Consider the following 21,920-nt stretch of genomic DNA (forward strand, 5'->3'; position numbering starts at 1 on the left):
CTATATATGGAATTTTCCAGTGAAAACTTAAATTATACTCCGGAATATGATACCAATCGTTAGTCAGGATTGGTATCATATCCCTACGTATAATTTAAGTTTTCAACTCATTCAATTTCACTTTATCTTTAACATTCTATTGAACATTATAACATATAAAGAGCCACTGTTATTATTTATATATCCTACTTTATTTAAAGAATTATTTGGAATATTATTTTTAAAAGCTTCACTGGTATAATCAGATTTAATTACACTTATCTCCTTATAATTTTTATAATTCTTTAAGAATATATTACTTTCGCCAAGGACTTTTTGTTTAACATTTTTATCTTTATAATTCTGTTCTAAAACCTTTATGTAAAAATTTCTATCTATTTTTACTAAAGTATCTGCATCAGGATTAGTAACAATTCTTTTTATATCCATTTCATCTTTAAGACTAATAACCTCCTTGGCTGAACTTATGTCATAATTACATATCATGGTACTTTGATTTTTATATTTTACAGTAACACCCTCTCCTCCATGAAACCTTGTATAATATATAAATGGAACAAAACTATAACTGTTCAGTACAAATGAAAAAAGAATAAATACAGGAAGATACTTATATTTTTCATATCCATATTTATACATAATAAAACTAAAATAAACTAATACAAAAGCTATACCTTCAAAGTAACCTAGATAGCTGGTACTAGGTGATAAATCTAATAGTAGATAGTTAGCACCTTCTAATGCCGTTAAAATTAAATTTAAGGCTTTTGAAAATAAAATAAATACAGGTTTTATAGAACACATTAATAAAGTTATGTTTCCTAATATAACTAAAACAGAATACATAGGTAGTAATAAAGTATTTCCCAGTATAAAACCAGCACTAAAATTTTGAATTGTAAATGCCGTATATGGTATGGTAAATACCTGAGAACTAAGTGTTATACCTAAACTTTCACTTAGCTTAACAGGGAGCTTATACATAACTCTTACCATTCTTTTATAATATATTAATATTCCTAAGGTTGCTAGAAAGGATAGTCCAAATCCTATATTCGCCGCATAAAAAGGTTTATTTAACAGTATTATTAAAGCTGCCAAACTCAGTGAAGATATAGGATCATAATTTTTACATAGTTTTTTTGAAAACTTAAATACTAATATCATTATAAATGCTCTTAAAGTTGCAGCTTGAATTCCAGTAAAAATTAAATATAAAAAAGAAACTAATATAGAAATTTTCAATCCCAAAAACATTTCTAATATTTTATAAATAATTGCCATATGAAAACCAGAAACACTAACAGCATGATATACACCTAACTTTTTAAATTCTTCCTTTTGACTTTGGGAAAGATAGCCTGTATCTCCATAACACAGTGCCATTATAAGTGCCGACTTTTCCTCTCCTAGCTGTTGTTGAAAAGAATAGTGTATATTTTTCTTAATACTATAAAAATAACTAACAAAGTCTTTATTTAAACTTTCATATTTTAGCACATTATATTTTCCAATAATTCCTCTTGAATATTGCTTGTTATAATCAAATTTTCCATATGCTTTAATTTTTTTACCTTCCTCTAACTTATTTATTTTACCGCTTATTATCAGCTTTCGTCCTTTATATTCACCAAGCCAGTTATAGCCAAATTTTTGTGTTATTCTTACTTCTATGATATTAGGAACCTCTATGCTAAAATACAATTGAAAACTTATTATTGCTGTTAAGAAAAAAACTATACTTATAGCAAATACTCTTTTATCTAGAGTAAAAAAAAGTACTGCAAAAAAAGATGCAGCAATAACCGCACCTATAAAAACATTTTCCTGCAATATTAACATGAAAATACAAGACACAAAAAATGAAATTGCGTAATACACCAGGGGTTTTACCACTTTAAGTCACCTCCTTTTGCTATTCTAACCAAACAGCAAAAGGCTTAATCCTAGTAGTCATTTTTATCAAATTTATTAAATAAATTTATTACAAACCATATTAATATAAAAATCCCTATGCCTTTTAAATACTTTATGTTATATATAACTACTTTGCCATAAAAAAATAATATAATTGCAATCTGCAGCATTAGGTTAAGTAGTATTAACAAATTAGTTTTAACATTTTTAAAAAACAGCTTGTTTGAAAAACTATAAATAAAAATTATAATTCCTAAATTTATTATAGTAAAAGCACATGCTTGTGCCAGTTCTAGACCTTTGTTATACATTAGTATAAACGTAAAAAACCCACCTAAGCCTATAAAACTTCCATTAAAAATAACAAAAGGAAGTCTTTGTTTTATAAAGTTTATATTTATTGGAGAATTAAAGCAATAGGCCGTTTCTTCTTCATATTGAAAAATTAAAGCTAAAGACGATAGTATCATTATAAAACTGTTTATCCAAAATGTTTCTATTATTATATAGGGCACCTCATATCTTCCGGCATAGATAAGAGTTAAAAATATAACCATAGAAACACTACAAGTAAAAATATATGCAATAATTTTTTTCATAGTGCTTACTATTTTTCTTGAATCTTCAACCATATTAAGTAACTTCATAAAATCTATATCTAATAAAAATATATCTGATAACTTCTTTACAATACTACTAACAGAAGTAGTTATTCCAATATCAGCCGTTTTTAACGCTGGTAAATCTGTGAGTTTCATCCCCGTTAAAGCTGTCACATATCCATAACTTTTTAATGCTTTTATTATTTTGATTTTGTTTCTTGAGGTTATTCTTGAAAAAATTCCTACTTTGTTACCTATACGTTGGAACTCTTCATCATTCATATTATCGATTTCTACTCCTGATAATATTTCTTGAAGTCCTGATACAGTTCCAATTTTCTTACCAATAGCAAAAGCTGTAAGCTTGTTATCTTCAGTTAATATAATGGGTCTTATACACAACTCCTTGCATTTTTTTATAGAGTCTAAAGCATCTTCCTTAAGGGTATTTTCAAAACCTACCAATCCAACAAATACTAAATGGCTCTCTATATTTTCTTTAAGACTAGGCTCATAATTAAAATTCCTATAAGCAAATCCAATTACAGATAGGCAATCATTAGACATACTTAGATCTGCATTTTTTATAGCTTCTACGTCTTCATCGGTTATTTCCATCTCAATACCATTTTTCATTACATGAGTACAACGTGTTATCAGTGAATCCACGGCACCTTTAATATTAGCTCTATAATTCTTGTCAATCTTATTTACTGATGTCATTATTCTTCTTTCAGTATCAAAAGATATATTTATTACCCTTTGATGTTCCATATCTAATTTTCTTTTATCTATTCCATTTTCAAAACCAAATCTTACTAAAGCAATTTCCATTAAATCATCCTTAGAATTTTTTAATATACCTAAATTAAACTTTGTATCATTACAAAGTAATCCTATATTCATTATTCTATATAGGTTTTCATTTTCATCCCCACTTATACCACTCTTTAACATGCTATCTTTGGAACCTATATACATTCCATTACTATATATTTTACTTACCTTCATTTCGTTACCTGATAAAGCTCCAATTTTATCAGTGCAAATAGCAGATATAAAGGATAACTTTTCAATTGTAGTTAAATCTTTAAAAATAATATTCTTTTTCCTCATAATTTTATTTAAAACTAACGAAGCAATATAAATACAAATTATTACTCCAAAGGGTATTACACTTAGTATATAAGTACTTGAACGCTTAGCAATATATTGCCATTGATCCTTTGCCGATATACTTAATCCAATATCAAAGCATAAGCAAATAACAGAAGCTAATACAAATATATTAAGTAATTTGTTAACTCTTTTATTTAACGAATTAATGCTATGTTTTTCTTCTAAAAATAACCTAGTTATATTAGATATCTGAGTATTCATACCTATAGCAATAACTACACCTGTACCACTACCATTAACAACCACTGATGCTTTAAACAAAATATTTTTCATATCTGAAAGAGCTATTTCTTTATCCTCTATCTTAGTCTCATATTTTTCTGAAATAAACTTTTCTCCTGTTACTGAAGTTTCATTAACTTTTAAATCATTACTTTCCACAACTCTTAAATCAGCTGGAACACTTTCTCCTTTTGATACAATTACTATATCTCCTACTACTAACTCATTAATAGGTATGCTTAATATCCTACCGCCTCTTATAACTCTAGCTAAACCCATATTTAGTTTGTGTAGCTCTTTTAAATCCTTTTCTTTATTATACTCATCTAATGCAGTACAAAAACAGTTTATACCAACTACTAATAAGAATATAAGACCTAAAGAAAATTCCCTAAAAAACAAAAAAAATATGGCACCTATAATAATCATTATTAACCATAGTTCTCTTAGCTGTTTAATTGTTAGCAGTACAATACCTCCTATCTTAGGGATATTTATTATATTGCTTCCATATCTATCTCTACTTGCAACTACTTGTCTTTCGTCCAATCCAGAGTATACATTACTTTCTAGCATTTTCACTACTTCTATCCACGGACTATTATACCACTGAACCATATCATTCACCTTTCTACAACAATGTAATAATTGTAAAGATTTATTTTAATATAATATTCAAATGTTAGCACTATATAGATAATCACGCCCGAAATTTAATTTATACGACCGGATATATTGCCATGTTTCGTCACGTTAAATATTTTTAATTAGCCTAAAGCTCAAATTTTCGCTAAGACTAATAAAAAAATATTTAAATGTGACTTCAACATTGGCAATATATCCCTACGTGTAAACTAAATTTAAGTTGTGGGTATCTATATTTTATTACACTTATAAACTTAATTAATTATATATACTCTAAATAATCGTAATAAAACAAATATACTTTAATAATATTAGAAATTAAGGTATTTATAATCAATAATTAAAAAGCCGTTAACGAATATGTGTAATTGTTCGTTAGCGGCTTAAATAGCTTTAAAAGATTATATTTTTTTCTCTTGAAATCTTTTTTACTACTTTTCTCTTTTCTTTATCAGTAAAATATTTAGTATTATACTCTAAAACAAGACCACAATGTTTACACTCTATCTTTACTGTATTTATATAATTTTCTTCTTCAGATTCGTAATTATTTTCTCTTGAATATACTTCGTAGCTTTGGATTTCACCTAGAATTGCCCATTCTGAACTATTGCACATTAAACATCTTATTTTACTTTTCTTAAGGCCTTCGTTAAGCTCATTAGTTTCATTGAATTCGTCAACTTCATAAGCTTCGTTAGATTCATGTACTTCGCTATTTTCACTAAGTTTTTCATATTCTAAGTTTTCATCGTTATTTTTATTTTCCATAAAAAACCACCTCTACTACTAAAATATTCTTAATAGTAGAATTGTGCTCATAACAATATGTAATAGATATTATTATATTAATTATTTATGATATTAATGATGTGAAAAATCAAATATTTTATTTACAAAAATTTTTTATTTCTTCTTTCCATACTAAATATCCACTTCCGTTTAGATGTATTCCTCCAGTAGTATACTTAGGATTTAGCTTATTACCTGATACAGTAAATAAAGAGTACAAATCTACATACTTCACCTGTAATTTTTCACAAAGAGACTTTAATGCTGAGTTTAGGTTAACTATTTCTTCATCCTTTGTGTTAGTTTTAAATATATCTTTATTTATAGGTAATACACTATGAACATATATTTCTATATCAGGAGAATCCTTCTTAATTTTACTTAATATTTTTTTATAATCAATAATTATAGCTTCAGTAGTCCTTCCTTTGCCTATATCATTTATTCCTAACATTATAAATACTTTTTTTGGCTTTGCTTCTGTTATTTCATCTAATCTATTTAATACACCGTATGTAGTATCTCCACTTATACCTCGATTTTTAATTAATGGGTTGTTAAACAATTCATCCCATTCACAAATATCTATTAAGCTATCCCCTAAGAATATTATTTGTTTTTTGTTATTTTGTAAGCTTTTAAAAGTAGTAACCCTATCTATATAATAATCTGAGTATTTCTTAGGATCTAAGTTTATGTTATTACTGCCTCGAACAATTTCTGATGCTGTGTTTCTGTTAAATATAATATATAGAAGTAAAACTATAGTTATAATAATTGTATTCTTTCTTACCAACTCTAAGATATATCCTCCTTGAAATATAATTTTAGACTTAATACAATTATATTTTTTCCAAGAAAACAGTTTTTAATAACTTTTAATTAATTTTTAAAGCCTACTGTTTTGATAACTGTCTAATTTTAGTTATTTTATGTTAGCCAAAAGCTTCCTCTGAGTAAAACTGAATTTTAGTACCGTCTCTGTATATTAACTGAAGTTCGTAGACCTTCTTCATATCAATATCCTTGTATTTAACATTTTCTACATCTTCATATTCAATCTGAAAATGTGCCTTTTTATCTACTATACTTATATGTCTCTCTTGAATATAGCTATCACTAACTTTACTTTCACGAATTCCTTCTGAAAATTTTATAGCTTCTGGCTGCATGCTGATTAAACAACTGCAGTAATTTGAGTTCATTTTAATTACTATTTTTTTACCTATTAAGGAATTTAAAATTTCTTCGATTTGCTCACGTGTCATAATATCCCCCCAGTAGTATTCATATTCCACACTTTAAAACATTATCCTTGAAAACTAAAATATGTTAGTAATTCTTCACGTAGGTTATATTACATTATGGAGTAAAATTTCTTTATATTCAATATATTTAATGTTAAAATTATTATAATCTATAAATATATTAACAAATATCTTTGCAACATGTTTCAAAGGTTTTTACCATAGAGGATTTTAAATTGGTGGATTATGAGCCAGTAAAGCCCAATTTAAAATTTGAACTAGAAATATAGGAGAAGCATTTATGATAAATTTAATTGCAGCAGTAGCTAAAAATAACGGCATAGGCAATAATAATTCTCTGCTATGTCACATAAAGCAAGACCTACAGTATTTTAAAAGAGTTACTAAAGAGCATACTGTGGTCATGGGATACAATACCTATGAGTCATTACCAATTAAGCCACTGCCTGATAGAACTAACGTAGTAGTTACTACTAAGAACATTGAGATTGATGGAGTAACTGTGGTACACAGCATAGATGAAGTAATGTCACTAGAGGGAGAAGTATTCATTTGTGGTGGAGCTTCTATATACGAGCAAATGCTGCCATATGCAGATAAACTATATATTACGCACATTTTTCAAGAATTTGACTCTGATACATTCTTTCCTGATATAGACGAAAATGTGTGGGAGCTAGAGAAAGCAACCTTTACTAAAGAGAATATTACTCACAAATATCCTCATATATTTGCCATATACAAAAAGTCCTCACGGTAATCCCGTTGAGGACTTTTCTCTTTATAATTGAGGGCTCGTGTAAAGTTATAGTGAGATTGGTGGATTATAGAATTTATATTCTGAAATAATAACTTCATACTACTAATCCTATCATATTCCAAAATTTTAAAAACATCAGAAACATTACCACTGATATAGTATATATGGTGAACAAAGGAATTAAACTTGTCAGTAGTCCGAAGTGGAAAAACTGTTTAATATTTAATCGCTAGTTTATTTCCAGAGTTAAGTCTAAGACTTTAGTAAGAATATCAATCATATTATCAGTATCTTTTTCAGTGACTATTAAAGGTGGCATTAATCGAATAATTGAAGGTCTTGGTGAATTTAAAATCAGCCCTTCTTGTAAGCATTTATCAACAATTTCAGTTCCTTTGCTGCTTGGAAGATCAAATGCAATAAGTAATCCCTTACCCCTTATATTTTTTAGTTTATACTTATCTTTTAATTCATCTAACTTTCTTAATATATAAGCTCCTTGCATTTTTGCATTAAAAGATAACTTTTTGTTGATAACTTCGTTGACTACAGCCATTCCTACAGCCATTCCTAATGGTTGAGCTGAATAAGTTCCACCTTGGTCACCAGGTTCAAATATATTTAGCTTTTCTTTGGTTAATAATGCAGATAGTGGATAACCTCCTCCTATACCTTTAGCAAGCGTCATTATGTCAGGTTCAATTTCATAATGTTCATAAGCAAATAAATTCCCTGTTCTCCCGATGCCTGTTTGAACTTCATCAAAAATCAGTAGTATTCCATGCTCCTTACATATATGGCTTATAGTTTCAATATAAGCTTTCTCTGCTTCATTTACTCCACCTTCTCCTTGAATAGGTTCTAGCATAATTGCACATGTTTTTGAGGTTATGGAAGCTTTTATAGCATCTATATCATTTAGTGGTACATGCTTAAACCCTGGAACCTTTGGTTCATATAAATTCTCCCAGATTGTTTTACCAGTTGCAGACATTGTAGCAAGTGTTCTTCCGTGAAAACTATTAATCGTAGTAATTATTTCATAAGCACCATTAAGAAATTTTTTTCCATATTTTCTTGCAAGCTTAATAGCACCCTCATTTGCTTCAGAACCACTATTGGAAAAAAATACCCTATCAAAGCAGGAGTTATCTGTAAGTAGCTTTGCAAATTGAAGCATCGGTTTATTATAAAATGAAGGACTAGCATTTATTAGTGTTTTAGCTTGTTTCATCATAACTTCGTTAACAATATCAGGACAATGTCCAAGACAGTTAACAGCCCAACCGCCTATGAAATCAAGATAGCATTTTCCTTCAGTATCCCATAAGTACATACCTTTTCCACGTTCCATTACAATATTTGGTCGATTTGTAGTAAACAATACTGAATCTCCTAATTTATTGATAAGTTCGTCGGTATAATTTACGTCTATTTGTTCCATTAATATCAGCACCTTTCATAAATTTATTGTTTAAGGCAATTTAGATAATTTATACAATTTAGACAATTTAATAGATTATTGTATAATTATACATTGATTTTAATAAATATGCAATATATTAATCTAAAAATATGTCATTAGATCTGGAGCTATTTGATTGAGAGAGCTTCTACTATAATTGTATGATAATTATTATAAGGTAGAGCCGACAAAGAGTTCAGTAGAGTTTTATTATAGAACCACACATTCATTAAAAAAAATCTCTACATAAAAATAAAAAAGCCTTGAAAGAATCATAAAAATCCTCTCAAAGCCTGTAATTTCAATGGCGGGAATATGTGGGAATCGAACCCACCCGTCGTGGTCTTAGCACGGCAACACGGTTTTGAAGACCGGCAGGTACACCAGCACCTATCTACCCCCATATTTTTATTTATCTTCTAGTAATAACAAGTAAATGACTTATATAAATACTAGGTTTGTATCTTAACTTTATAAGCAACCATTTCGAGGTCTCACTTCATACCAAAACATTTTACGATATTAAATGCAGCATGTCAAGCAAATGAATGGCCTATTTAATATAATACCCTTTTATCTTCCATCCTTTTAGTTAACTTTATACTATCAAAATTCTCCATTAGGGCTATTGCATATTTTCTACTTGTATTTAATTCATCTTTAAAATCACCTATAGATATGCTTCCACTGCTTTTTATAAACTTTATAACAAATTCTTTTGCTTCATCATAATGCTGTTTTAGAAAAAAGCAATCTTCAGATACCTTTATAAGATCTCCCTCATCTAATAAAGCTTCAAATACCATTTTAAAATTCTTAGTATCATTTTCTACTGCTTGAAGCTCGCTATATTTTGGTGGTGAAAATTTAGAAACCATAAATTCCTTTATAATTTTTTCCCTAATAGATTTTTGTTTTTCATTATAAATTATTGTAAAATTACTTAAGGAAACTAAATTTCCATGAATCTTTATCTTATTATTTTCTTTTAAAAATTCTAATATTTCATCATATATTTTTTGCTTAATTACTTTTCCAAATACTTTATTCTTTAACTCTTCTTTTGATATACCTAGTTTTAGTGGATTTTCTCTATGATATATTTCTAGCATAGTTGCTAGCTGCTGAGTTTTGTCTGCTAAAAATTCACTATGTATATACACAGTTCTGTCTCCCTCACCAAAACTTACTATTTTATTATCTTCTATTAATCTTTCAAGTTCTAATTTAATATTTTCCTCATTTTTTCCTAAAGCTTTCAATATATCTAAAGTATTAGGATATTTCTCACTTAGTTTTTTTATGGTGTTTTCAATTATATTTTCAGTTTTTCCACTTTCTTTTATTTTTAATTCTTCAATATACTTAAGGTCAAATCTTTTTGTTTTTTTGGCAACAGGATTGATTATTGCTCCTCCACCTATAGTAAACATAGGTGAGTAGCTTCTCACTACAAATCTATCGTTTCTTTGTGCAGTTATAGGCTTTTCTAGTCTCAATTGTACATACCCCTCTTCTCCGGGATTAAGCTCTTCTTTGTCTAGTAATACTATCCTACACATAATTTCATTAGTGCCATGATACAACCTTATTCTTTGCCTATTTTTTAATGGTTTATCTGCACTTTTTAAATAGTAAAACTTACAATCTATCATTAGTGATGCTTCCATTAAATTTTGTGATGAGATCACATCTCCTCTTTTTACATCATCAACTTTTATATTTGCTATATTAATTGCACATCTTTCACCAGCTTCAGCTAGTTTCACGTTCTCTTCATGTACTTGTATCCCCCTAACTTTGGTTACAATATTTGAAGGATATACTTGAATTGTCTGACCTTCTCTAATAGTTCCGCTTAATACTGTTCCTGTTACTACAGTTCCAAATCCACTTATTGAAAAAACTCTATCTACAGGAAGTCTAAAATGACCTTGAGTATCTTTTGCTTCTATATCTTCAGTTAACTTGTCTATAGATTTAACTAATAAATCCAGTCCTTTCTTAGTTTTTGATGAGACTGGATAAATAGGTGCATTTTCAAGAAAGGTTCCTGTAAACTCACTTATTATATCCTGTTTTATCATAGTTAACCATTCTTCCTCTACTAAGTCGCACTTTGTAATTACTATTATACCTTTTTTTATATTTAAAAGCTGAAGGATTTCAAGATGTTCCCTAGTTTGAGGCATTATACCTTCATCTGCTGCAATCACTAATAAAACTAAATCTATACCACTTACACCTGCAAGCATATTCTTAATAAATTTCTCATGTCCTGGAACATCTATAATACCTGCCCTTTTTTCCGAATTTATATCAAAAAATGTAAAGCCTAAATTTATTGATATACCTCTTTCCTTTTCTTCTCTCAAAGTATCCGTTTCTCTACCCGTTAAGGCTTTTATTAACGTAGTTTTCCCATGATCTATATGCCCTGCAGTTCCAATTACAATATGTTTCACACTATCACCTACTTTAAACTAATCATATACTAAGCAATTTATCTTTTTATAATGTTCAAGACTTGAAATTTAACTTATACGTAGGGATATGCTGCCAAAACTGAAGACACATTTAAAAACTTTTTTATCAGTCTTAGTGAAGTGTTTTTTGAAAATCTTAGGAGCTTTGATATGTTTGAGGTACGAGTTTATCAAAGCTTCTTAGATTTTCAAAAACACGAACTTTAGACTGATTAAAAGTTTTTAACGTGCCGAAGTTTGGCAGCATATTCCGGAGTATAAGTTAAATTTCAGGCATGGTTATCTATATATAGGGGTTTAAGACTTGAAATTTAAACTATTCAGAGTCAAGCTTTATAAAAGCATCAACTATTATGTCAAAGTCCTTATCCAATATTGTTCTTAAATCTATATTTATTGCGTTATCTGCTATTCTTATAATTATAGGTATTGTATTTTTTCTCAGCTTTTTTTCCAGATCTTGCGGTGAAAGCTTTTCACATTGAACTTTGATTACATAGGTTGGAATTTTCTCCACAGGCATTGATCCACCACCAACCATAGAATAATCTTCCTGTATTTCAAAGTTAAACCCCTTAACTTTATTCTGTAATGTTCTTTTAAGTCTTTGTGCTCTTTTTTTATGTTCTTCCTTATGACTTAATATCATATAAAGAGTTGGTATATTTTTTACAGCTTCTTCTTCACTTAGGTAATATTTTAGCGTACCTTCAAGTGCAGCTAGTGTCATTTTATCTATTCTAAGAGCTCTCGTAAGTTGATTTTTTTTCATTTCATCAATGTATTTTTTCTTTCCTACAATTATTCCTGCTTGTGGTCCCCCAAGCATTTTATCACCACTAAAGGTTACTACATCAGTACCTTTTTTTATGCTTTCTTGAACTGTAGGCTCATATGCAAATCCATATTTTGAAAAATCAACAAAAGTTCCACTTCCTATATCCTCAATTAGTGGAATATCATATTTTTTCCCTAGTTTAACCAAATCTTCAGATAGTACTTCTTCTGTGAAGCCAATAATTTTAAAATTAGATGTATGTATTTTAAGTAATACTCCTGTATTTTCATTTATACTATTTTCATAATCATATAAATGAGTTCTGTTCGTAGTTCCGACTTCCACCAGTTTCGCTCCACTGAAGGCCATAACATCTGGCACTCTAAATGATCCACCTATTTCTACTAATTGTCCACGTGATACTATAGCTTCCTTGTTCTTACATAATGTATTCAATACTAACATTACAGCTGCAGCATTATTATTAACAACCATTGCAGCTTCAGCACCAGTAACAGTTTTGATAATCTGTTCTACATGGCTGTACCGTGAACCTCTTTCACCTTTTTTCAAATTATACTCAAGATTACTATAACTTTCTGCTACATTTTTCACATTTTCCAGAGCTTTTTCCGCTAATAATGATCTCCCTAGGTTAGTATGAATAACTACCCCAGTGGCATTTATAACTCTTTTAAGATTTGATTCTTTTTTTTCCTCTAGTATATATATATAATCACTTAGTATATGTTTTTTTTCAAATTCATGTATTTCATCATTTAGTATTGACTCTCTATATTTTTCCACAGCCGTCCTTAAAGAATCTATTATGATGTTTCTTGCAGTAATTTTCATTTCATCCTTTACAATTTGCTCACTCAAAAGTTCATCAATCTTAGGTAATTTTCTAAGTAATTCCTTTGTCTCCACCTTTATACCCCATCAACTATTCAACTATAATATATTTATTTTCTTTTTGTATAATAACGTCTCCTATAATAGAAGCTTGTAATTCAGTACTAGAAAGTTCTTCAATAATTTTTTTGCTATGTTCCTTAGAACATGTAATCATCAATCCACCGGATGTCTGTGGATCAAATAATATATCCTTCATCCATTCAGGTGTATCAAAAAACTCATACTTATTCTTAAGATATTCTCTGTTAGAATATGCCCCTGCTGGCACTATTCCCATTTGTGCATATTCCTTAGCCTCTTCTATATAAGGTATTTTATCTTTATAAAACTTTAATGTTACACCAGAAGATGATGCCATCTCGTATCCATGTCCCATGAGTCCAAAACCAGTTATATCTGTACAGGCAGTAATATCATAGTTAACCATTACTTCTGCAGCATATTTATTTAGAGTACGCATAATGTTAACAGCTTTACTATACGCTTCTTTAGATGCTATTTCACCTTTTATAGCTGTATTTATTATCCCCACACCTAAAGGTTTAGTTAATATAATTTCATCTCCAACCTTGCAGCCATAATTTTTTAATACTTTATTTGGGTTAACCATTCCCATAACAGATAACCCATACTTAGGTTCGTTATCATCAACAGTATGACCTCCTATAACTACTGCACCAGCTTCAATTACCTTATCTGCTCCACCCTTTAGAATTTCTCCTAAAATATCTATAGATAAACATGATGGAAAACACACAATGTTTAGTGCTAAGGTTGGTTTTCCCCCCATGGCATAAACATCACTTAAAGAATTTGCTGCTGCAATTTGACCAAATACATATGGATCATCTACAACAGGAGTAAAAAAATCTAGTGTCTGAATTACTGCCATACTATCATTTAATTTATAAACAGCTGCATCATCAGAAGTATCGATACCTACTATAAGATTTTTATCTTCAACCTTAGGTAGTTTATCTAATATTTTCGAAAGGGTTTCCGGCCCTATCTTAGCCGCTCATCCCGATGTTCTTGTTAGCTGAGTTAATCTTTTTTTCTCCACCTTATTCCCTCCCTTGTTAAAAGTATATAATTTCATTTTATTATATACTAATTAAATTAATTTTTAAACAACCACTATAGCTAATCGCAACTTAAATTTAACTTATACGTAGGGGTATATTAACAATGTTGAAGTCACATTTAAATATTTTTCTATTAGTCTTAGCGAAAATTTGAGCTCTAGACTAATTAAAAATATTTAACGTAACGAAACATGGTAATATACCCCGGAGTATAAGTTAAATTTCGGGCATGGTTATACATCTATCTTATATCAATCTTATCTTTTAATTTTTCTAGTGTCTTATCTCCAATCCGCCCTACTTTCTTTAAATCCTCAATAGATGCAAATTCACCATTTTTTTCTCTATACTCTATTATTTTTTGAGCTGTTACATCGCCAACTCCTGGTATTGTCTTTAATTCTTCCTTTGATGCTCTATTTATATTTACCTTACCATCCTGTGACACACCACTATTGCCACTGCTAGCTACTACTCCATTATGCTTATCATCTGTGTTCTTTTCCACATATAAATAATCTTCATCTTTTAGTTTTTTAGCTAAATTTAGCTTATATTGATTAGCCTCTTCAGTAAACCCTCCTGAGGCTTTAATTAAATCTTCAACTCTACTGTTTTCTTTTAGTTTATAAACCCCTGGCTTCTTAACTTCACCATTTATGTACACCGTAATATCCTTGCTATCCTTACTATCTTTGCTTTCTTTACTATCTTTACTCTCTTTACTCTCTATGGTTGTAGCTTCATTAAAAACCTCTTTTGCATCCGTGTATTTTGATGGCTTTGATATAATATATCCAGTTACTAAAAATATAATAAATATAATTAATACTACTATAGATCCTATAATTTTTTTCTTATCTTTCATTTTTGCCTCCAAAAAAATTTAAATATTACTTATAACTTAAATTATTGACAGCTTTTTTAAAATTCTGTCGCATCTCTGAGTTTTTTTTGATATAATTATGATTAAGAATGTCAAGGAGGCAAAAATGAAAAGATTAATAATACTTATACTATCTTTTACTCTTTTGTTTTTAAATATTGTTTCTTCTACAACTTATGCTAAAGATAACCCACCAGAAGTATCTGCCGATAGTGTTGTTTTAATGGATAGTAAAACTGGTGAGATTCTATATGAAAAAAATCCTGATACTGCTTATCCTCCTGCTTCTACAACTAAGTTAATGACAGCATTACTGACTTTAGAGAAAACAAATTTAGATGATACTGTAACTGTTGGTAAAAATCCCCCTTTTGTTGATGGTAGTAAAATATACCTATTTGAAGGTGAAAATATAAAAATTCGAGATTTACTTTATGGATTAATTCTTGCTTCTGGTAATGATTGCGCAGAGGCCTTAGCTGAATATATAAGTGGTTCTATGGACAATTTCGCAGTGGAAATGAATAAACGAGCCCTAGAGTTAGGGGCTAAAAATACTAATTTTGTTAATCCTAGTGGACTATATGATGCAAACCATAACTCTTCTGCTAAAGATTTAGCTTTAATAATGAGAGAGTTATCAAAAAATCCTGAGTATACAACAATTGCAACTACTAGCTCTTATAAGATACCTCCTACAAATAAATCTGCAGCTGAAAGACCTTTGTGGAACGAAAACAAATTAATACAAAAAACTTCAAGTCTTTATTATTCAGGTTGCCTGGGTGGTAAAACTGGTTATACTGTTCAATCTTCACATTCATATGTGGCTACTGCTACAAGAAATAATCAACAATTAATAGTAGCCTTGGTTCATGATAAAAATAAAACTTTTTTTCCAGATTCAATAAAATTATTTGACTATGGATTTAATAATTTTCAGCTTACTCGTTTATTCTCCAAAGGTGATTTGGTTACCACATATAATAACAATGACTTAAAAATCCCTTTACTTGCAGCATCAGATTTTTACTATGTTAAAGAAAAAAATAACGCTGCCACACCAAGCTATAGCTTAGATAGCCAAAATCTTTCTAAGGAATTTTTTAAGTCTGGAGATATAGTTGCAAATGCTAACGTATCAATTAATAATAAGAATATAGGCAGTCTAAAATTAATGAGCGGAAGTGATCATGAGTTGAAGCAGATTATTCAATCTACTGCCTTTCAAAGTAATTATTTAAGACCAGAATACTTAGTTCCTATTGGACTAGTTGTATTAGGCCTATTAGCATTGTTAATAAAAAAATTAAGAACTGATGATAACATTTGTTAACCCATCAGTTCTTTATCTTTTCTATTAACTGCTGCATATCTTCTGGAATTCCTGTTTCCAACTCTAATAATTTTCCAGTTCTCGGATGAGGAAACTTTAATCTATATGCGTGGAGAGCTTGCCTTTTTATAAACTTTTCATCACCTTCTATGCCATACAATATATCACCATATAAAGGATGACCTAAATGTGTTAAATGTACTCTTATTTGATGAGTTCTTCCTGTTTCTAAAGTGAGTTTTACTAAATCTCCACCTTTAAAACTCTCTATTACCTTAAAATGTGTTATGCTTTCTTGCCCTCTCGCATCCACTACTCTCTGTATACTATCACCCTCTGGTCTATATATTGGAAGGTTAATAATTCCCTCTTTCTCTGCCATATTTCCATGAATCACTGCTAAATAACTTTTTTCAAACTCTTCTTTATTCATATCTCTAGCTAATGCCATATGTGAATATTGATTTTTAGCTACTATTATAAGTCCTGATGTATCCATATCTAGCCTACTCACAAGCCTTACAATACAATTTTCATTGTTTTCTCTAAAATGATATATAAGTCCATTAGCTAAAGTTCCTGTAGGATAGCTTTTAGTAGGGTGTACTACTATTCCAGGTTGTTTATTCACTACAATAACATCACTATCCTCATAAACTACATCTATATGTATCTGTTCAGGTTCTATATTTTGGCTTTCCTCTTTTACAATATCAAAAGTAATTTTATCATTAGCCTTAAGTACATAGTTTAACTTAACTACCTTTCCATTAACAGCAATTCTTCCACTTAAAGCCGCTCCTCTTACAAGCCTACTTGACAGGTTCTGAACCCCTCTTAAATACTCTCTAAGCTTCAGCCCCTGCTGCTCATCATTAACCTCAAATACAAGCTTATTCTCCTGCATAACTTATCCTTTCTTATACCTATATAAGGTTTCTTGATTAAAATTTAACTTACATGGATTATCGATTATTGCCTATCATAAGCTAATTTTTTTCTATGTTAACCTCTATTTATGGTTCAGAGTTGAAATTTAACTTATACTCCGGAATATGCTGCCAAACTTCAGCACGTTAAAAACTTTTTATCAGTCTAAAGTTCGTGTTTAAGAAAATCTAAGAACCTTATATAAACTCGCTATGCTCAAACATATATAAGGTTCTAAGGTTTTCTAAAACACTTCACTAAGACTGATAAAAAGTTTTTAAATGTGCTTCAGTTTTGGCAGCATATTCCTGCGTATAAGTTAAATTTCAACTCTGAACCATAAATAGAGGTTAACATAGAAAAAAATTAGCTTATGATAGGCAATAATCGATAATCCATGTAAGTTAAATTTTAATCAAGAAACCTTATATAGGTATAAGAAAGGATAAGTTATGCAGGAGAATAAGCTTGTATTTGAGGTTAATGATGAGCAGCAGGGGCTGAAGCTTAGAGAGTATTTAAGAGGGGTTCAGAACCTGTCAAGTAGGCTTGTAAGAGGAGCGGCTTTAAGTGGAAGAATTGCTGTTAATGGAAAGGTAGTTAAGTTAAACTATGTACTTAAGGCTAATGATAAAATTACTTTTGATATTGTAAAAGAGGAAAGCCAAAATATAGAACCTGAACAGATACATATAGATGTAGTTTATGAGGATAGTGATGTTATTGTAGTGAATAAACAACCTGGAATAGTAGTACACCCTACTAAAAGCTATCCTACAGGAACTTTAGCTAATGGACTTATATATCATTTTAGAGAAAACAATGAAAATTGTATTGTAAGGCTTGTGAGTAGGCTAGATATGGATACATCAGGACTTATAATAGTAGCTAAAAATCAATATTCACATATGGCATTAGCTAGAGATATGAATAAAGAAGAGTTTGAAAAAAGTTATTTAGCAGTGATTCATGGAAATATGGCAGAGAAAGAGGGAATTATTAACCTTCCAATATATAGACCAGAGGGTGATAGTATACAGAGAGTAGTGGATGCGAGAGGGCAAGAAAGCATAACACATTTTAAGGTAATAGAGAGTTTTAAAGGTGGAGATTTAGTAAAACTCACTTTAGAAACAGGAAGAACTCATCAAATAAGAGTACATTTAACACATTTAGGTCATCCTTTATATGGTGATATATTGTATGGCATAGAAGGTGATGAAAAGTTTATAAAAAGGCAAGCTCTCCACGCATATAGATTAAAGTTTCCTCATCCGAGAACTGGAAAATTATTAGAGTTGGAAACAGGAATTCCAGAAGATATGCAGCAGTTAATAGAAAAGATAAAGAACTGATGGGTTAACAAATGTTATCATCAGTTCTTAATTTTTTTATTAACAATGCTAATAGGCCTAATACAACTAGTCCAATAGGAACTAAGTATTCTGGTCTTAAATAATTACTTTGAAAGGCAGTAGATTGAATAATCTGCTTCAACTCATGATCACTTCCGCTCATTAATTTTAGACTGCCTATATTCTTATTATTAATTGATACGTTAGCATTTGCAACTATATCTCCAGACTTAAAAAATTCCTTAGAAAGATTTTGGCTATCTAAGCTATAGCTTGGTGTGGCAGCGTTATTTTTTTCTTTAACATAGTAAAAATCTGATGCTGCAAGTAAAGGGATTTTTAAGTCATTGTTATTATATGTGGTAACCAAATCACCTTTGGAGAATAAACGAGTAAGCTGAAAATTATTAAATCCATAGTCAAATAATTTTATTGAATCTGGAAAAAAAGTTTTATTTTTATCATGAACCAAGGCTACTATTAATTGTTGATTATTTCTTGTAGCAGTAGCCACATATGAATGTGAAGATTGAACAGTATAACCAGTTTTACCACCCAGGCAACCTGAATAATAAAGACTTGAAGTTTTTTGTATTAATTTGTTTTCGTTCCACAAAGGTCTTTCAGCTGCAGATTTATTTGTAGGAGGTATCTTATAAGAGCTAGTAGTTGCAATTGTTGTATACTCAGGATTTTTTGATAACTCTCTCATTATTAAAGCTAAATCTTTAGCAGAAGAGTTATGGTTTGCATCATATAGTCCACTAGGATTAACAAAATTAGTATTTTTAGCCCCTAACTCTAGGGCTCGTTTATTCATTTCCACTGCGAAATTGTCCATAGAACCACTTATATATTCAGCTAAGGCCTCTGCGCAATCATTACCAGAAGCAAGAATTAATCCATAAAGTAAATCTCGAATTTTTATATTTTCACCTTCAAATAGGTATATTTTACTACCATCAACAAAAGGGGGATTTTTACCAACAGTTACAGTATCATCTAAATTTGTTTTCTCTAAAGTCAGTAATGCTGTCATTAACTTAGTTGTAGAAGCAGGAGGATAAGCAGTATCAGGATTTTTTTCATATAGAATCTCACCAGTTTTACTATCCATTAAAACAACACTATCGGCAGATACTTCTGGTGGGTTATCTTTAGCATAAGTTGTAGAAGAAACAATATTTAAAAACAAAAGAGTAAAAGATAGTATAAGTATTATTAATCTTTTCATTTTTGCCTCCTTGACATTCTTAATCATAATTATATCAAAAAAAACTCAGAGATGCGACAGAATTTTAAAAAAGCTGTCAATAATTTAAGTTATAAGTAATATTTAAATTTTTTTGGAGGCAAAAATGAAAGATAAGAAAAAAATTATAGGATCTATAGTAGTATTAATTATATTTATTATATTTTTAGTAACTGGATATATTATATCAAAGCCATCAAAATACACGGATGCAAAAGAGGTTTTTAATGAAGCTACAACCATAGAGAGTAAAGAGAGTAAAGATAGTAAAGAAAGCAAAGATAGTAAGGATAGCAAGGATATTACGGTGTACATAAATGGTGAAGTTAAGAAGCCAGGGGTTTATAAACTAAAAGAAAACAGTAGAGTTGAAGATTTAATTAAAGCCTCAGGAGGGTTTACTGAAGAGGCTAATCAATATAAGCTAAATTTAGCTAAAAAACTAAAAGATGAAGATTATTTATATGTGGAAAAGAACACAGATGATAAGCATAATGGAGTAGTAGCTAGCAGTGGCAATAGTGGTGTGTCACAGGATGGTAAGGTAAATATAAATAGAGCATCAAAGGAAGAATTAAAGACAATACCAGGAGTTGGCGATGTAACAGCTCAAAAAATAATAGAGTATAGAGAAAAAAATGGTGAATTTGCATCTATTGAGGATTTAAAGAAAGTAGGGCGGATTGGAGATAAGACACTAGAAAAATTAAAAGATAAGATTGATATAAGATAGATGTATAACCATGCCCGAAATTTAACTTATACTCCGGGGTATATTACCATGTTTCGTTACGTTAAATATTTTTAATTAGTCTAGAGCTCAAATTTTCGCTAAGACTAATAGAAAAATATTTAAATGTGACTTCAACATTGTTAATATACCCCTACGTATAAGTTAAATTTAAGTTGCGATTAGCTATAGTGGTTGTTTAAAAATTAATTTAATTAGTATATAATAAAATGAAATTATATACTTTTAACAAGGGAGGGAATAAGGTGGAGAAAAAAAGATTAACTCAGCTAACAAGAACATCGGGATGAGCGGCTAAGATAGGGCCGGAAACCCTTTCGAAAATATTAGATAAACTACCTAAGGTTGAAGATAAAAATCTTATAGTAGGTATCGATACTTCTGATGATGCAGCTGTTTATAAATTAAATGATAGTATGGCAGTAATTCAGACACTAGATTTTTTTACTCCTGTTGTAGATGATCCATATGTATTTGGTCAAATTGCAGCAGCAAATTCTTTAAGTGATGTTTATGCCATGGGGGGAAAACCAACCTTAGCACTAAACATTGTGTGTTTTCCATCATGTTTATCTATAGATATTTTAGGAGAAATTCTAAAGGGTGGAGCAGATAAGGTAATTGAAGCTGGTGCAGTAGTTATAGGAGGTCATACTGTTGATGATAACGAACCTAAGTATGGGTTATCTGTTATGGGAATGGTTAACCCAAATAAAGTATTAAAAAATTATGGCTGCAAGGTTGGAGATGAAATTATATTAACTAAACCTTTAGGTGTGGGGATAATAAATACAGCTATAAAAGGTGAAATAGCATCTAAAGAAGCGTATAGTAAAGCTGTTAACATTATGCGTACTCTAAATAAATATGCTGCAGAAGTAATGGTTAACTATGATATTACTGCCTGTACAGATATAACTGGTTTTGGACTCATGGGACATGGATACGAGATGGCATCATCTTCTGGTGTAACATTAAAGTTTTATAAAGATAAAATACCTTATATAGAAGAGGCTAAGGAATATGCACAAATGGGAATAGTGCCAGCAGGGGCATATTCTAACAGAGAATATCTTAAGAATAAGTATGAGTTTTTTGATACACCTGAATGGATGAAGGATATATTATTTGATCCACAGACATCCGGTGGATTGATGATTACATGTTCTAAGGAACATAGCAAAAAAATTATTGAAGAACTTTCTAGTACTGAATTACAAGCTTCTATTATAGGAGACGTTATTATACAAAAAGAAAATAAATATATTATAGTTGAATAGTTGATGGGGTATA

Annotated in this window: 17 protein-coding genes and 1 tRNA gene; 5 read left to right on the forward strand and 13 right to left on the reverse strand. The window is 29.8% G+C overall.

Annotation, left to right across the window (positions count from 1 at the left end):
- Nucleotides 1–117 precede the first annotated feature (117 nt).
- The 5 genes from HGI79_RS02870 to HGI79_RS02890 form a co-directional block, all read right to left on the reverse strand.
- On the reverse strand, nucleotides 118–1,842 hold the full coding sequence (locus HGI79_RS02870) for a ComEC/Rec2 family competence protein (RefSeq protein ID WP_185649218.1): 1,725 nt from the start codon (nucleotides 1,840–1,842) through the stop codon (nucleotides 118–120).
- Nucleotides 1,843–1,946: 104 nt separating this feature from the next.
- The gene (locus HGI79_RS02875) at nucleotides 1,947–4,538 is read right to left on the reverse strand and encodes an HAD-IC family P-type ATPase (protein WP_185649219.1); all 2,592 of its coding nucleotides are present in this window, start codon (nucleotides 4,536–4,538) and stop codon (nucleotides 1,947–1,949) included.
- A gap of 420 nt (nucleotides 4,539–4,958) precedes the next feature.
- On the reverse strand, nucleotides 4,959–5,336 hold the full coding sequence (locus tag HGI79_RS02880; protein WP_185649220.1) for a hypothetical protein: 378 nt from the start codon (nucleotides 5,334–5,336) through the stop codon (nucleotides 4,959–4,961).
- Between the two features lie 118 nt (nucleotides 5,337–5,454).
- On the reverse strand, nucleotides 5,455–6,153 hold the full coding sequence (locus HGI79_RS02885; protein ID WP_207725690.1) for a GDSL-type esterase/lipase family protein: 699 nt from the start codon (nucleotides 6,151–6,153) through the stop codon (nucleotides 5,455–5,457).
- A 139-nt stretch (nucleotides 6,154–6,292) separates the two neighbouring features.
- A complete protein-coding gene (locus tag HGI79_RS02890) occupies nucleotides 6,293–6,625 on the reverse strand; it encodes a hypothetical protein (protein ID WP_185649221.1) in 333 nt (110 codons plus the stop codon).
- A gap of 280 nt (nucleotides 6,626–6,905) precedes the next feature.
- Between HGI79_RS02890 and HGI79_RS02895 the strand changes: the two genes are divergently transcribed.
- Entirely contained in the window at nucleotides 6,906–7,385 is a 480-nt protein-coding gene (locus HGI79_RS02895) for a dihydrofolate reductase (protein WP_185649222.1), read from the forward strand.
- Nucleotides 7,386–7,614: 229 nt separating this feature from the next.
- On the opposite strand, the gene HGI79_RS02900 is transcribed toward HGI79_RS02895, so the two are convergent.
- The 6 genes from HGI79_RS02900 to HGI79_RS02925 form a co-directional block, all read right to left on the reverse strand.
- The gene (locus HGI79_RS02900; RefSeq protein ID WP_185649223.1) at nucleotides 7,615–8,829 is read right to left on the reverse strand and encodes an acetylornithine/succinylornithine family transaminase; all 1,215 of its coding nucleotides are present in this window, start codon (nucleotides 8,827–8,829) and stop codon (nucleotides 7,615–7,617) included.
- Nucleotides 8,830–9,155: 326 nt separating this feature from the next.
- A tRNA-Sec gene (locus HGI79_RS02905) sits at nucleotides 9,156–9,252 on the reverse strand.
- A gap of 155 nt (nucleotides 9,253–9,407) precedes the next feature.
- Complete coding sequence (gene selB, locus HGI79_RS02910; RefSeq protein ID WP_185649224.1) at nucleotides 9,408–11,315, reverse strand: selenocysteine-specific translation elongation factor; 1,908 nt, start codon at nucleotides 11,313–11,315, stop codon at nucleotides 9,408–9,410.
- A 337-nt stretch (nucleotides 11,316–11,652) separates the two neighbouring features.
- A complete protein-coding gene (selA, locus tag HGI79_RS02915; RefSeq protein WP_185649225.1) occupies nucleotides 11,653–13,044 on the reverse strand; it encodes an L-seryl-tRNA(Sec) selenium transferase in 1,392 nt (463 codons plus the stop codon).
- A 16-nt stretch (nucleotides 13,045–13,060) separates the two neighbouring features.
- Nucleotides 13,061–14,095, reverse strand: a complete 1,035-nt coding sequence (gene selD, locus HGI79_RS02920; protein ID WP_395939498.1) for a selenide, water dikinase SelD — start codon at nucleotides 14,093–14,095, stop codon at nucleotides 13,061–13,063.
- 263 nt (nucleotides 14,096–14,358) lie between these two features.
- Nucleotides 14,359–14,985: a ComEA family DNA-binding protein gene (locus tag HGI79_RS02925; protein WP_185649227.1), complete on the reverse strand. Its 627-nt coding sequence runs from the start codon at nucleotides 14,983–14,985 to the stop codon at nucleotides 14,359–14,361.
- 124 nt (nucleotides 14,986–15,109) lie between these two features.
- Between HGI79_RS02925 and HGI79_RS02930 the strand changes: the two genes are divergently transcribed.
- Nucleotides 15,110–16,339 carry a D-alanyl-D-alanine carboxypeptidase family protein gene (locus HGI79_RS02930; protein WP_185649228.1) on the forward strand — a complete coding sequence of 410 codons (1,230 nt, stop codon included), beginning with the start codon at nucleotides 15,110–15,112 and terminating at the stop codon, nucleotides 16,337–16,339.
- Between the two features lie 4 nt (nucleotides 16,340–16,343).
- Here HGI79_RS02930 and HGI79_RS02935 read toward each other — a convergent pair whose 3' ends face one another.
- Nucleotides 16,344–17,246 carry an RluA family pseudouridine synthase gene (locus HGI79_RS02935; RefSeq protein ID WP_185649229.1) on the reverse strand — a complete coding sequence of 301 codons (903 nt, stop codon included), beginning with the start codon at nucleotides 17,244–17,246 and terminating at the stop codon, nucleotides 16,344–16,346.
- 475 nt (nucleotides 17,247–17,721) lie between these two features.
- Here HGI79_RS02935 and HGI79_RS02940 point away from each other — a divergent pair, with 475 nt between their 5' ends.
- Nucleotides 17,722–18,624, forward strand: a complete 903-nt coding sequence (locus HGI79_RS02940; protein ID WP_185649229.1) for an RluA family pseudouridine synthase — start codon at nucleotides 17,722–17,724, stop codon at nucleotides 18,622–18,624.
- 4 nt (nucleotides 18,625–18,628) lie between these two features.
- On the opposite strand, the gene HGI79_RS02945 is transcribed toward HGI79_RS02940, so the two are convergent.
- The gene (locus tag HGI79_RS02945) at nucleotides 18,629–19,858 is read right to left on the reverse strand and encodes a D-alanyl-D-alanine carboxypeptidase family protein (protein WP_185649228.1); all 1,230 of its coding nucleotides are present in this window, start codon (nucleotides 19,856–19,858) and stop codon (nucleotides 18,629–18,631) included.
- Nucleotides 19,859–19,982: 124 nt separating this feature from the next.
- Here HGI79_RS02945 and HGI79_RS02950 point away from each other — a divergent pair, with 124 nt between their 5' ends.
- Nucleotides 19,983–20,609 carry a ComEA family DNA-binding protein gene (locus HGI79_RS02950; RefSeq protein WP_185649227.1) on the forward strand — a complete coding sequence of 209 codons (627 nt, stop codon included), beginning with the start codon at nucleotides 19,983–19,985 and terminating at the stop codon, nucleotides 20,607–20,609.
- Nucleotides 20,610–20,872: 263 nt separating this feature from the next.
- Nucleotides 20,873–21,907, forward strand: coding sequence for a selenide, water dikinase SelD (gene selD, locus HGI79_RS02955; protein WP_395939498.1), 1,035 nt, complete (start codon nucleotides 20,873–20,875; stop codon nucleotides 21,905–21,907).
- Nucleotides 21,908–21,920 lie beyond the last annotated feature (13 nt).

This window comes from Clostridium sp. DJ247, from assembly GCF_014231265.1.